This is a genomic window from Roseateles noduli (assembly GCF_050626985.1).
Classification (GTDB): Bacteria; Pseudomonadota; Gammaproteobacteria; order Burkholderiales; family Burkholderiaceae_C; genus Roseateles; species Roseateles noduli_A.
This window is the reverse complement of the sequence record NZ_CP192463.1, coordinates 6,260,413-6,273,564: the sequence shown is the minus strand read 5'-3', so window position 1 is coordinate 6,273,564 and position 13,152 is coordinate 6,260,413. Positions and strand designations below refer to the sequence as shown.

Below are 13,152 nucleotides of genomic sequence, written 5' to 3'. Positions count from 1 at the left end.
GTGCGCGCGATCGCTTTCAGCGCGAGGGATCGATCAACTCGTTGATCGAGATCATCCCGTAGATGCAGGTATCGCTGAGCTGCCCGGTGACGTTCAGCGCGTCGTCGCGCAACAGCCCTTCGAGCGAGAAGCCGCAGCGCTCGGCGACCGCCCGACTGGCCGCATTGCGCGAATCGGTGCGGATCTCCAGGCGACGCGCGCGCAGCTGGCCGAAGGCCATGCGCGCCAGCGCGATCACTGCCTCAGACACCAGCCCGCGCCCGGTGTGCGACGGGCTGATCCAGTAGCCGAGCTCGTAGCGGCGCACCTTCCATTCCAGCGTGTGCAGCCCCGCGCCGCCGATCAGCTGGCCGGGTTGGCCGTCCGGCTCGCGCTCATGCAGGTAGTAGGCGAGGTGCTGCCGCTGCAGGAACTGCGACTGCATGCGCCGCGCGATCGCCTCGGACTGCTCGACGCTGGGCGTCTCGTGCGCCCAGGGCATCCAGGGCTTCAGATGCTCCTGGGCGTCGAGCACGGCGCGGTTGAGGACGGGCCCGAGGCCCGCGCGCGGCGCCAGGAGCAGGAGACGCGAGGTCTCCAGGCGCTCGGGAACGTCGATGAGGATGGGGTCGTCGGCAGGCATGACTCGCATGGTGGAAGGCGGTCCTGTCAGTTGCCGTTGGCCGGCTGCAAGTTCGTGCCGCCCGTCTGACTCGCAGGAGGGACGCCAGGCATCGCCTCGGCCCCCAGCGGGGGCTCTTCATCCTCGACCTTGGGCAGCACCTTCACCGAACGGATGGCCTGGACCTGCCAGGCCAGCGCCGCCAGCAGCAGCGCGCCCACGCCGGCGAAGGCCAGCGCGGCGCGCAGGCTGACGTGCTCGCCGAGCCAGCCGCCGATCAGCGCGCCGGGACCGGCGGGGATCAGGATGAGCCAGCGCATCGTGCTGGTCATGCGGCCCAGCAGCGGCCCGGGCGTCACCGCCTGTCTCAGCGACAGGAAGTTGATGAAGATGAACACCGCGCCGATGCCGAACATGAACAGCGTGAAGGCGAAGGCCGCGACGCCCCAGGCGTTGGCCGGCGCGACGCACAGCGCCGCCCAGCCGACGCCGCACAACGCGAAGCCGCTGACCAGGCAAGGCCCGGGTCCGAGGCGCGCGCTGACGCGGTGGCCGATGGCGCTCGCCAGCACCGTGCCGGCGCCCAGCGCGATGTAGGACAGGCCGACGCTCTGCGCCGACAGCCCGAGCACGCGCGTCGCGAACAGGATCTGCACCACCTGCGCCGCCTGGTTGAACATCTGCCAGCCGCCGACCGCGCAGGCCAGCGCGACCAGCATGGACTTGCCGCGCACGAAGGCGACGCCGGCCTTCAGGTCGCGCCAGAAATCGGCACCGTCCAGGCGATGCAGGGTCTCGTTGATCTTGACGCCGCGCAGGATTGCCGCGGAGGCCACCAGCAGCAGCGCGTCGACCGCCAGCGCCAGCGGCGCGCCGACCAGCTTGATCAGCGCGCCCGCCACGCCGGGACCGGCGACTTCCGCGCCCGACGAGGCCAGGGCGTTCTTCGCATGCGCCTCGACCAGCCGGTCCCGGCTCACCACCTGCGTCAGCACGATCTGCGAGGCGCTGCCCGCGATCGTGTACACGGTGCCGAGCAGGAAGCCGACGAAGTACAGCCAGGGCATGCCCAGCCAGCCCAGCCAGTGCGCGATCGGCACGCTGGCCACGGCCACGGCCAGCGTGAGCTCCCCGACGATGTAGACCGGCAACTTGCGCACGCGATCCAGCCACACGCCGGCGGGCAGCGAGAACAGCACGAACGGCACGAGTTCCATCGCCGTCAGCACGCCCATCTGCGTCGGCGACGCATGCAACAGCACGGCCGCGGTCAGCGGCAGCGCCAGCAGCGTGATCTGCCCGCCCAGCGAGCTGATCAGGATCGACGTCCACAGGCGCCGGTAGACGAGGTTGCGCAGCAGATCGCCGGCGGGGAGCCGGATGAGATCCAGCAGGCGGTCGAGCAGACGGTCGACCCACGTGGTTGTCCTCTTGGGCAACATGATGAAACTCCGGATGCGGACCGCGCGGGGCGTCGTGCGCCGGGTGCGGACCGGGCGAGCGGGACGCGTCGGCGTCGCGGTCGCGGAAAGCCAGGGACCTGGGAGTCCGGCCGCAGCGGGCCGGCGGGCATCGTGAAGATGCCTACGGCCGTCGCGCCCAGCCGGCCTGGCCAAGCGCGCGCACCGACGCCAGGGCGTCGTTTCTGGTGCGGTCGAGCAGCTTGGTCATCAGTCGGCTCCGATCGTTGATCGTGGCGTGAGAGCTTCCGGGGAGGAAGAAGGCGTCGATGCTATCAGCGCCGTCATGTCGTCCACAAGTGAGGAAAGGCAGGGGCGCCGCCCTGCCTCGCACGCGCCGCGGGTTCACCACCCCGCGGCCGCACCGTCGCGCCGCGGATCGCTCGCCGCGACGTAACCCTCCACCGCCGGATCGCCGAGGCGCCAGATGAACTGCCCCGCGCCGAAGTCCTGGTAGCTGTCGCTGATGCCGGCGATCTCGTGGCCGAGCGCCCGCAGTCCCGCGACGGCTTCAGGGTTCATCGTCGACTCGACGTTGATCGACAACCCCGCGTTGTAGCGCCAGCGCGGCGCGTCGCAGGCGGCCTGCGGATGCTGGCGGTGGTCGAGCATGCGCACCAGCGTCTGCATGTGGCCTTGCGGCTGCATGTTGGCGCCCATCACGCCGTAGCTCATCTGCGGCTGGCCGTCCTTCATCAGGAAGGCCGGGATGATCGTGTGGAACGGCCGCTTGCCCGGCGCGACGACGTTGGCATGACCCGCCTCGCGCGTGAAGCCATGACCGCGGTTCTGCAACGACAGGCCGTAGCCCGGGACCACGACGCCCGAGCCGAAGCCGTGATAGTTGCTCTGGATGAAGCTGACCATCATGCCGTTCTCGTCGGCGGCGGTCAGATAGATGGTGCCGCCCTTGACCGGATTGCCGGCCTGGAAGTCCTGGGCCCTGTTCCGGTCGATCAGCTTCGCGCGCTCGGCGAGGTAGCCCGGGTCCAGCAGTTCCGCGACCTGGACTGCCATCGTCCGCGCATCGCTGACGTAGCGGTAGGTGTCGGCGAAGGCGAGCTTCATCGCCTCGATCTGCAGGTGATGGGAAGCGGCGCTGTCCGCGGGCAGCGACGCGATGTCGAACTGCTTGAGGATGCCCAGCGCGATCAGCGCCGCGATGCCCTGCCCGTTCGGCGGGATCTCGTGCAGCGTGTGGCCGGCGTAGTCCATCGAGATCGTGTCCACCCACTGCGGCGCATAGGCGGCGAAGTCGGCGGCGGTGATCGCGCCGCCGGTCTCGCGCGCGAAAGCCGCGGTGGCCTCGGCGATCTCGCCACGATAGAAGGCTTCGCCCTTCGTCTGCGCGATCAGGCGCAGCGTGCGCGCGGCCGCGGCGAAACGGAACACCTCCCCCACTTCGGGCGCGCGGCCCTTGGGCAGGAAGGCCTCGGCGAAGCCCGGTTGCGACACGAGGTCCGCGACCTCGGATGCGAGGCGCCACTTGCCCTGCACGATCACGGGCACGGCGTAGCCGCGCTCGGCGATCTCGATCGCCGGCGCCATCAGGTCGGCGAACGGCAGCTTGCCGTAGCGCTCGCTCAACGCGACCCAGCCGCCCACCGCGCCGGGCACCGTCACCGCGTCCCAGCCGCGCAGCGGCAGCGATGCGCCGGCGCCGTGCTTGCGGTCGAAATAGTCGGGCGTCCACGCCTGCGGCGCGATGCCGGAGGCATTCAAGCCCTGCAAGGTCTTGCCGTCCCACACGATGGCGAAGGCATCCGAGCCGAGGCCGTTGCTGCAGGGCTCGAGCAGCGTCATGCAGGCCGCGGCCGCGATCGCGGCGTCCACCGCGTTGCCGCCCTGCCCCAGGATGCGCAGACCGGCCTGCGCGGCCTGCGGATGCGAGGTCGACACGACATTGCGCGCGAAGACCGGGCTGCGTTGACTCGGGTAGCCGAGGGTCCAGTCGAAGGTGGCGTGGGGGGCTGTCATCGGGGTCTCCTGAATGCGTGCGCGGCATCTTGCCCGATGGCTCCGGGGTCGGACAGCGCGCAAGACCTGACCCGTGAAGAACCCGTGCGGATTGCGTAACCCATTGCAAAGCTGCACGGGGCTGTCAACACATCGTGTCGCGGCGTCGTTGTCTGCTCACCTTGTTCAACCTGCTGGAGAAACCAGATGCAAGCCTTCAAGACCATCAAGACCCTGGCCCTGATCCCCGCCCTGCTGATTGCCGGCGCCGCGATGGCCCAAGGCACCGCCGCCCCGGCAGCGCCCGCCACGCAAGCGGCTCCGGCGGCGACCGCCGCCCCGGCGTCCGACGCCAAGGCTGAGCACAAGGGTGCGAAGCACCACAAGGCCACCGGCGACAAGACCGCCGCGCACAAGGCCGGCCACAAGAAGGCTGACAAGGCTGAGAAGCCGGCTGAAGGCGCCTCCGCCGCCAAGTAATCGGCGCGGAAGTCGAAGGCGCCTCGCGCGCCTCGACGCCCAAAAAAAAAGGAAACCGCAGCACCGGGTGACCGGTCTGCGGTTTTTCTTCGTCCGGCGCTGTTGCCGGAAGCGGCTCGTTCAGCCGCCGGGCATCAGGACGCCTTCGCGAGCAGGACGCCTTCGATCAGGCGGCCAGTTGCGCGATCGGGATGACGCGCGACGTGCTGGCGCAGGTCACGCCATGGGCGGCGGCGCAGTGGCGCAGGGCTTCATTGAAGACATCGCGCGCGCAGTCGTGGCAGCTGCCGCAGGCGGAGGCCACCTGCGTCTCGTCCTGGAGCACGTCGAAGTTGTGAACGCCGTCGGCCACGGTGCGGCGGATATCGCGGTCGGAAACTCGATGGCAGAGGCAGACGATCATGGCGGCGGCGAGTCAGGATGAACCTGGGATGGCCGGAATACTAACGCAAACGCGAATCCCTCTCAATTGAGTTGCAGAGTCCCCTCAGCGCGTCGGACAACTGTCGGTGAACAACGACACGGATGACGACCCCCGTCCTCCAGACGCAGCCTGACCCCCAAGCCGGACGAAAAAAGGCCCCGGCGAGCGGGGCTTCGGGGTTCCTGGCGGCGGCTGGGGCCCCGGGATGGGCGGGCTGGCGTTTAACTCGCGTCGCCCATTTGGCTTTGCAGCCAGTTTTGTTCGCCGATCTGCGCGATCAGCTCGATCTGGGTTTCCAGATGGTCGATGTGCTCTTCGGTGTCGGCGAGGATCTCCTCGAGCACCTCGCGGGAGATGTAGTCGCGCACGCTCTCGCAGTAGGCGATGGCTTCCTTCAGCAGCGGATGGCTGCCCATCTCGATCTTCAGGTCGCAATGCTGGGCCTCGACGGCGTTCTCGCCGATGTAGAGCTTGCCCAGGTCCTGCAGGTTGGGCAGGCCTTCCAGCAGCAGGATGCGATCCATCAGCTTGTCGGCGTGCTTCATCTCCTCGATGGACTCGGCGTACTCGTGCTTGGCCAGGCGCTCCAGGCCCCAGCTCTTGTACATCTTGTAGTGCAGGAAGTACTGGTTGATCGCGGTCAGCTCGTTCTTCAGCTGCGCGTTCAAGTACTCGATGACCTTGGCGTCGCCCTTCATGTTCTTCTCCTGGAATTCGGTGGGATTGGGCGCATTGTCCTCATCCCTACGACGAATGGGGACAAGACCCGGCGCCCCCGCTCTGCATGCGAAGTATTCGCAGCCCGTTTCCGTCGGCGCCGCCTCTGAGGAGATGCCGTCCGGAGGCGATCCGACAAGAAAAATCCAATCGTCGCGATTCTTGGTTGCTATTGCGAATCGTTCTCATTAAGATGCGTCGCATGAATGCCCACCACCACCCCCATCTCGAAGCCCTGCAAGCCGTTGCGCTGGACAGCGCACGGGTCGCCGCAGGTTCGCCGCGCGAAGCGGTTCCGTTGGTCCAGCGCCGCCGCATCAGCAGCCAGGCGCTGATGGGCAACGACCGGGAGGTCGAGATCGAACACGCCGGCTCGCTCTACCGGCTGCGTGTGACATCGCTGGGCAAGCTCATCCTGACCAAGTGATCCGCCGGGCGGCGGCCGGCCGAGGACCGGTCCGCCGCTCGCGATCGCTGTCGCGGTTTCCCTTTCCGTTTCGCTTTCCCTTCTGAACGCCGGCCGTCCGCGAGGACCGCCCGCCGCACCAGCCCGCGTCGTGCCAGCCCGTGCGAGATCCCGAGAACTACAAGGATTTCGTCACCATGCAATTGCGCCCGACGCCCGTCGCGCTCGCCCTGTCCCTGGCTTTCCCGCTGGCATTCGCCCAGACGACGACCGCCACGACCCCATCGAACGCCGAGAACCCCCAACAGCTCGGTGAACTGACCGTCTCCGCGACCCGCACCGAACGCTCGGTCGACGCGGTGCCCAACACGGTCACCGTCAAGAACCGCAAGCAGCTTGATCGCCGCGACGCGCGCGACCTGAAGGACCTGCTGTCCGACGAGGTCGACCTCGACGTGAAGGCGATGACCCCGCGCTTCACGGCCGCGGGCGCGTCCACGGGCCGCTCGGGCAATGAAGGCATCAACATCCGCGGCCTGGAGGGCAACCGGGTGCTGATGATGGTCGACGGCATCCGCCTGCCGCAGAGCTTCTCGTTCGGCGCGTTCGCGAGCGGCCGCGCGGACTTCGTCGATCTCAACAGCCTGGCGAGCGTCGAGGTCCTGCGCGGCCCGACGTCCACGTCCTACGGCAGCGACGGCCTGGCCGGCGCGCTGAGCCTGCGCACGCTGTCGCCGGAGGACCTGCTGGTGAACGGCAAGACCTTCGCCGGCTTCGCGCGCCTGGGCGCGATGAGCGTCGACGACTCCAAACGCGCCAGCGCCGCGGTCGCCTTCGGCGCCGGCGACTGGAGCAGCCTGGTGCAGGCGTCGGTCCAACGCGGCCACGAGACGAAGAACGAAGGCGACAACGGCGCGGCCAACGCCACCCGCACCAAGCCCAACCCGACCGACGTCGACACCCACAGCGTGATGGCCAAGCTCGGTTATCGCGTCAACGCGAACCATCGCCTGATGGGCGCGCTCGAGTACCGCGAGCGCAAGATCGACACCAACGTGCTGACGGCCGTGACCGCCCCGCCGGCGACCGGCACGCTGCCGTCGACGGCCGTGCTGGCGCTGGATGCGCACGACAAGATGGACCGCACGCGGGTCTCGCTGGAGCACCGCTACGAGGACCTGAACGCGACCTGGCTGCAGCAGGCGACGACGCATGTCTACGTGCAGGACAGCGAGACGCGTCAGTTCTCCTACGAGGACCGCAACACCGCCGCGGACCGCACGCGGCTGGGCACGTACAAGGAACGCGTGATCGGCCTGAGCTCGCAGGCGCAGACGCAACTGGCCCACCAGCGCCTGAGCTACGGCATCGACGTCAGCCGCAACACGATCGAAGGCGTGCGTGACGGCACGGTCCCGCCGGCCGGCGAGACCTTCCCGAGCAAGCCCTTCCCCGACACCAGGTACACGCTGGCCGGCGCCTTCGTGCAGGACGAGATCGAGGCGGGCGATTTCACTCTCATTCCCGCGCTGCGCTTCGAGCACTACAAGCTGTCGCCGAAGCAGGACGGCTACACCGGCCAGATCGTCTCGCTGTCGGACCAGGCGGTGACGCCGCGCATCGGCCTGATCTGGCGCGCCACGCCCGCCGTCCAGCCCTACGTGAACTGGGCGCAGGGTTTCCGTGCGCCGACGCCGGACCAGGTGAACAACGGCTTCGCCAATCCGATCCAGGGCTACCAGAGCATCGGCAATCCCGACCTGAAGGCGGAACACGCCAACAGCTGGGAACTGGGCCTGCGCGGCAAGCTGATGGAGACGCTGCGCTGGCAGCTGAGCGCCTATGACAACCGCTATCGCGACTTCATCTCGCAGGAGATGGTCGGCGGCGCCTTCACGCCCGCGAACCCGGCGATCTTCCAGTACGTCAACCTGAGCCAGGCCCGGATCAAGGGCGTCGAGGCGCGCTTCGTCTGGGACATCTCGTCGACCTTCAACGTGAACGCGTCGGTGGCGAAGTCGCGCGGCCACAGCATCGAGAACGGCGTCGAGACACCGCTCGACAGCGTGCAGCCGCTGCGCGGAAAGATCGGCGCGCACTACGAGTCCGGCCCGTGGGCCGTCGAAGCCAACTGGCTGCACAGCTCCGGCAAAAAGCCGTCGGACGTCAGCACGGCGACCCAGTACACGCCGAAGAAGTATGACGTGGTCGACCTCGGCGGCGCGTACCGCTTCGACAAGACCTTCTCGATCTCGGCCTACGTCACCAACCTCTTCGACAAGAAGTACTGGCGCTGGGGCGACGTGACCGGCATCAGCGCCGCCACGCCGACGGCCCTGGCCGTGATCGACAGCTACACCGCCCCCGGCCGCGCCTTCCAGGTGACGCTGCGCGCCGATTTCTGACCAGGAGTCTTCCGCCATGCAAGCCAGCTTCACCGCCCTGCGACAGGCCTTCGCCACCGCGCGCACGGAGCGCAAGGCCCGCCACCGCGACATCGCCAGCGACCTGCGCATCTCCGAAGGCGCGCTGCTCGCCGCCCACGCCGGCCCGTTCGCCGACGACGAGTCCCCGCTGCGCGCGCGCCGTCTGCGCGCCGAGTGGCAGGACCTGATCGCCGCGCTCGAGCCGCTGGGGCCGGTGATGGCGCTGACGCGCAACGAGTCCTGCGTCCACGAGAAGGTCGGCGTCTACACCGCCGTCAGCGCGCAGGGACCGCAGCGCCAGGTCGGCCTGGTGCTGGGTGGCGCGATCGACCTGCGCATCTTCTACAGCCACTGGCGCCACGGCTTCGCCGTCGCGGAGCGGCTCTCGGACGGCGCGCTGCAACGCAGCCTGCAGTTCTTCGATGCCGCCGGCCAGGCCATCCACAAGGTCTTCGTGAAGCCGGAGAGCGACCTCGCCGCCTACGAGGCGCTCGTCGAGCGCTTCCTGGCGGAAGACCAGCAACCCGGCTTCGAGCCCGGCGATGCGTGGCAGGACGCGGCGGAGATCGCCGACGAGCGCGTCGATGTCGCGGCCTTCCGCAGCGAGTGGGCGTCGCTGCGCGACACGCACGACTTCTTCGGCCTGCTCAAGCGGCACGGCCTGAGCCGCACGCAGGCGCTGCGCCTGGCCGAGCCGCGCTTCGCGCAGCCGCTGGCCCTGTCCAGCGCGCAGGAGCTGCTGAGCCGCGCCGCGCAGGAGAACGTGTCGATCATGGTCTTCGTCGGCAACCCGGGGATGATCCAGATCCACAGCGGCCCGGTGAACAAGGTCGCGATGATGGGGCCGTGGATCAACGTGCTGGATCCGGGCTTCAACCTGCATCTGCGCGAGGACCACATCGCCTCGGCGTGGCTGGTGCGCAAGCCCACGGTCGACGGGCTGGTGTGCTCGCTGGAGCTGTTCGACGCGCAGGGCCGCACGATCGCGATGCTGTTCGGCGAACGCAAGCCCGGTCAGGCCGAGCGCTGCGATTGGCGCAATCTGCTGGAGAGCCTCGTCGAAGGCGCGCCGGCGGAGACCGTGCCGTGCTGAGCCGCCGCCACGTCCTGTCGCTGGCGCCGGTCGCGGCGCTGCTGTCGATCAGCGGCCGGGCGTGGGCCGCGCCGCAGCGCATCATCGCCGTCGGTGGCGCGTTGACCGAGCTGATCTATGAGCTGGGCGCGCAAGGCGATCTGGTCGGCGTGGACAGCACCTCGCTGTATCCGGCCGCCGCGACGAAGCTGCCCAACGTCGGCTACGCGCGCACGCTCGCCGCCGAAGGCCTGCTGTCGCTGGCGCCGACGATGGTCGTCGCGACCGAGGAAGCCGGCCCGCCCGCGGTGCTGCGCCAACTCGAAGCCGCGAAGGTGCCGCTGCACGTGCTGCGCGCGGAGCACCGCTTCGAAGGCGTGCTCGAACGTACCCAGGCGCTCGGCGATCTGCTCGGCCGCCAGCAGCAAGCCACCGCCCTGTCGCAGAAGCTGCGGGCCGAATGGACCGCCAGCCGTGCCCAGGTGACGAAGCTGGCCGCCGGCCATCGCGCGCCGCGCGTGCTCTTCGTGCTGTCGAACGCGGGGAACCAGGCGCGCATTGCCGGCGCCGACACGGCGGCGGACGCGATGATCGGCTACGCCGCCGCGACCAATGCGCTCGGCGAGGCCCATGGCTACAAGATGCTCTCGCCGGAGGCCGCGATCGCTGCGGCGCCGGACGTGATCCTCGCGACGATGCAAGGCGTCGAGGCGAGCGGCGGCATCGACGGTCTGCTGAGGCTGCCGGGCCTGGCGCAGACGCCGGCCGGTCAGAACAAACGCGTGATCGTGATGGAAACGATGGAGCTGCTCGGCTTCGGGCCGCGCACGCCGAAGGCGCTCTCGACCTTGGCTCAGGCCCTGCATGCGTCGGCGGGTACGGGCAAGACGGCGTGAGCGTCCAGCGTCGGACAGCACGACGAACGGCACGGCCAACCACACGACGGACAGCACGATGAGCACGATCGGATCCGCCTTGCCCTCGCGATCCTCGCCGGTGGCCGCGACGTCGGCGCGGCACGCGTGGTCGCGCCACGCGTGGTCGCGTCCGATGTTGCTGGCGGTCGCACTGGTGCTCGCGATCATCGTGGCGGTGCAGTTCGGCGCGGTGCCGATCGCGGCGGCGGACTGGCTCAACGGTCCGTGGAGCGACGCCCCCAAGACCGGCGGCGCGCACGTGCTGTGGCAACTGCGCTTGCCGCGCCTCGGGCTGACGCTCGCGGTCGGCGCGGCGCTCGGCCTGGCCGGCGCGCTCAGCCAGGCGCTCTTCCGCAATCCGATGGCCGAGCCCAGCCTGCTCGGCGTCACCAGCGGCGCCGCCGCGGCGGTGGCGCTCACCCTGACCGTCTTCGCCGGCCTGCACGCCGCGCTGCCCGCGGAGGCGCGACTGTGGCTGCTGCCGCTGGTCGGCTTCGGCGGCGCGCTGGCGGTGTGCTTCTCGCTGGACCGGCTCTCGCGCTGGCTGGCGCCGGGCTCGATCGCGGCGCTGCTGCTGTGCGGGCTGGCCTTGCAGGCCATGACCTTCGCGATCGTCGGCCTGTGCAGCTTCATCGCCAACGACGAGCAACTGCGCGCTATCAACTTCTGGACGCTCGGCTCGCTGGCCGGCGCCAACTGGATCATGGCCGCGGTGATGGGCGTCGCGTTGCTGGTGCTCGGCGCGATGGCGCTTCGCATCGCACCGCGCCTGAACGCGCTCGCGCTCGGCGAGGCGGCGGCCGCGCATGTCGGCATCGATGTCGAACGGCTGCGCTGGGGGTGCATCTCCATGGTCGCCCTCCTGTCAGCGCTGGCGGTCGCCTGGTGCGGGAACATCGGATTCATCGGCCTGATGGCGCCCCACCTGGCCCGGCAACTGGTCGGCGCCGACCAGCGCCAGGTGCTGCCCAACGCGATGCTCGCGGGCGCGCTGCTGCTGGTCGTGGCGGACACCTTCGCGCGGACGTTGGCGGTGCCGGCGGAGATCCCCGTCGGCGTGTTCAGCGCGCTGATCGGCGCGCCCTGGTTCCTCGTCCTGCTGCGCGGCGCGGTCCGCCGCCTGGGGAACGCGTGATGGCCTCGCTGCTGACCTTGCAGGACGTGCGCGTGACGCTGGGCAACGCAACGATCGGACCGGTGACGCTGCGCGTCGATCCTGGCGAGCGCATCGCGATCCTCGGCCCGAGCGGCGCTGGCAAGTCGACCCTGCTGCGGCTCATCGCGCGCGAACTGCGTCCGGCATCGGGCACGCTGAATTTCGACGGACGTCCACTCACAGGCTGGGCGCCGGCCGAGCTCGCGCAACGACGCGCGGTGCTGCCGCAACAACATGGCGTCGCGTTCGGCCTGCCCGTCGAGCTGGTTGTCGCCTTGGGCCGCGTCGCGCGTCAGGGCGACGGCCGCCAGGATGCGATCGTGCGCGAAGCGCTGGCGCACGCGCAGGCCGATCACCTCCTCGGTCGCCGCTTCGACACGCTGTCCGGCGGCGAGCAGGCGCGCGTGCAACTGGCGCGCGTGTTCGCGCAGGCCTGGGATGCGCGCGACGGATTGCTGCTGGTCGACGAACCGGTCGCGGCGCTCGATCCAGGACTGAGCGTCTCGCTGATGGCGGCGATGTCTGACTTCGCGGCGGAGCGCGGCCATGCGCTGGTCGCGGTGCTGCACGACCTCAACCTCGCGATGAATCATGTCGACCGGCTGTGGCTGATGAAGTCCGGCCGGCTGCTGGCCGACTGCGACGCGCTGCCGGCCACGCTGCCGCTGCTGGAACAGCTCTACGACACCAGACTGCGACTGCTGCGCGACCAGCATGGACTCGCGATCCTGCCGGTGCTCGGCAGCGCGGTGGGAGCGCGGGCATGAGTGCCACTGCCCTGCAACTGCACGGCCGGATGCCGCGATGGAGCGGCTGGGCCATGACCGCCGCGATCCACGCGGCCCTGCTGCTGGCGCTGGCCGGCGCCTTCGCGCCGAAGCGCTCGCCCGCACCGGCGCCGATGACGATCAGCGCGCGACTGGTGCCGTCTCCGACGGCACCGACCGCGACGATCGCGCCGTCGATCCCCATCGAACTGCCGCGCTCGGCGCTGAGCATTCCTCCGATGCCGGACATCCCGGCGCCGCCCGTGCAAATCGAGGCAACGCCGCCGATCGCAGTCGCGCCGACGCCGCTCCGATTCGATCCACCGGCGGCCGCGACGGCCGACCAGGACCCGGCCGCGACCCGGCCCGTCGCAGTCGCCGCGGCCGCCATGGTCGTCGCCACGACGGCGGTCGTTCCGCCTGCGCCGATGCCCTTGCCCGCACCGGCCACCGGCGAGTCACCAGTCCAGATGCCCGCCGACCACCGCGCGTGCAGTGCCCAGCAGACCGCGCGCCACTATCCGGCGATGCTGCGTGACCGCGGCATCCAGGGTCAGGTCGTGCTGCGCGTCAAGGTCGACGCCGACGGCCACGCCGCGGAGGTCGTCGTGGCCGGCGGCAGCGGCTGGCGGCTGCTGGACGAGGCGGCGCGCCGCGTCGCCGAATCCTGTTCCTTCATCCCGGCCCGGCGCGGCAACCAGCGACTGGTCAGCTGGGTCGAGTACCCGGTGCGCTTCGCGCTCCAGGCGTCCCCCTTGCAGTAAGGAGTC

13 protein-coding genes are annotated in these 13,152 nt (G+C 69.8%); 8 read left to right on the top strand and 5 right to left on the bottom strand.

All coding sequences use genetic code 11. The features are described from left to right. Positions 1–16 precede the first annotated feature (16 nt). The 3 genes from ACQ4L4_RS27390 to ACQ4L4_RS27380 all read right to left on the bottom strand — a co-directional run bounded on the left by ACQ4L4_RS27390 (position 17) and on the right by ACQ4L4_RS27380 (position 4,038). The gene (locus ACQ4L4_RS27390) at positions 17–631 is read right to left on the bottom strand and encodes a GNAT family N-acetyltransferase (protein ID WP_431101937.1); all 615 of its coding nucleotides are present in this window, start codon (positions 629–631) and stop codon (positions 17–19) included. 17 nt (positions 632–648) lie between these two features. Next, the gene (locus ACQ4L4_RS27385) at positions 649–2,043 is read right to left on the bottom strand and encodes an MFS transporter (RefSeq protein WP_431101936.1); all 1,395 of its coding nucleotides are present in this window, start codon (positions 2,041–2,043) and stop codon (positions 649–651) included. Positions 2,044–2,406: 363 nt separating this feature from the next. Continuing rightward, complete coding sequence (locus tag ACQ4L4_RS27380) at positions 2,407–4,038, bottom strand: gamma-glutamyltransferase family protein (RefSeq protein ID WP_431101935.1); 1,632 nt, start codon at positions 4,036–4,038, stop codon at positions 2,407–2,409. A 186-nt stretch (positions 4,039–4,224) separates the two neighbouring features. Here ACQ4L4_RS27380 and ACQ4L4_RS27375 point away from each other — a divergent pair, with 186 nt between their 5' ends. Then, positions 4,225–4,497: a hypothetical protein gene (locus ACQ4L4_RS27375; protein WP_431101934.1), complete on the top strand. Its 273-nt coding sequence runs from the start codon at positions 4,225–4,227 to the stop codon at positions 4,495–4,497. Between the two features lie 166 nt (positions 4,498–4,663). Here ACQ4L4_RS27375 and ACQ4L4_RS27370 read toward each other — a convergent pair whose 3' ends face one another. Both ACQ4L4_RS27370 and bfr read right to left on the bottom strand, forming a co-directional pair. Continuing rightward, on the bottom strand, positions 4,664–4,900 hold the full coding sequence (locus tag ACQ4L4_RS27370) for a (2Fe-2S)-binding protein (protein WP_377157268.1): 237 nt from the start codon (positions 4,898–4,900) through the stop codon (positions 4,664–4,666). A gap of 242 nt (positions 4,901–5,142) precedes the next feature. Beyond that, positions 5,143–5,619, bottom strand: a complete 477-nt coding sequence (gene bfr / locus ACQ4L4_RS27365) for a bacterioferritin (RefSeq protein ID WP_377157270.1) — start codon at positions 5,617–5,619, stop codon at positions 5,143–5,145. A gap of 221 nt (positions 5,620–5,840) precedes the next feature. Between bfr and hemP the strand changes: the two genes are divergently transcribed. The 7 genes from hemP to ACQ4L4_RS27330 all read left to right on the top strand — a co-directional run bounded on the left by hemP (position 5,841) and on the right by ACQ4L4_RS27330 (position 13,146). Next, entirely contained in the window at positions 5,841–6,065 is a 225-nt protein-coding gene (gene hemP, locus ACQ4L4_RS27360; RefSeq protein WP_067277199.1) for a hemin uptake protein HemP, read from the top strand. Positions 6,066–6,241: 176 nt separating this feature from the next. After that, positions 6,242–8,449, top strand: a complete 2,208-nt coding sequence (locus tag ACQ4L4_RS27355; protein ID WP_431101933.1) for a TonB-dependent hemoglobin/transferrin/lactoferrin family receptor — start codon at positions 6,242–6,244, stop codon at positions 8,447–8,449. A gap of 16 nt (positions 8,450–8,465) precedes the next feature. Continuing rightward, positions 8,466–9,563, top strand: a complete 1,098-nt coding sequence (locus ACQ4L4_RS27350) for a hemin-degrading factor (RefSeq protein WP_431101932.1) — start codon at positions 8,466–8,468, stop codon at positions 9,561–9,563. Further along, entirely contained in the window at positions 9,557–10,438 is an 882-nt protein-coding gene (locus ACQ4L4_RS27345) for a heme/hemin ABC transporter substrate-binding protein (protein WP_431101931.1), read from the top strand. The genes ACQ4L4_RS27350 and ACQ4L4_RS27345 overlap by 7 nt, the downstream gene beginning before the upstream one ends. 58 nt (positions 10,439–10,496) lie before the next feature. Further along, positions 10,497–11,594 carry a FecCD family ABC transporter permease gene (locus ACQ4L4_RS27340; protein ID WP_431101930.1) on the top strand — a complete coding sequence of 366 codons (1,098 nt, stop codon included), beginning with the start codon at positions 10,497–10,499 and terminating at the stop codon, positions 11,592–11,594. Continuing rightward, positions 11,594–12,382 carry an ATP-binding cassette domain-containing protein gene (locus ACQ4L4_RS27335; RefSeq protein ID WP_431101929.1) on the top strand — a complete coding sequence of 263 codons (789 nt, stop codon included), beginning with the start codon at positions 11,594–11,596 and terminating at the stop codon, positions 12,380–12,382. Before ACQ4L4_RS27340 ends, ACQ4L4_RS27335 begins: the two co-directional genes overlap by 1 nt. Then, positions 12,379–13,146: an energy transducer TonB gene (locus ACQ4L4_RS27330; RefSeq protein ID WP_431101928.1), complete on the top strand. Its 768-nt coding sequence runs from the start codon at positions 12,379–12,381 to the stop codon at positions 13,144–13,146. The genes ACQ4L4_RS27335 and ACQ4L4_RS27330 overlap by 4 nt, the downstream gene beginning before the upstream one ends. Positions 13,147–13,152: the final 6 nt, after the last annotated feature.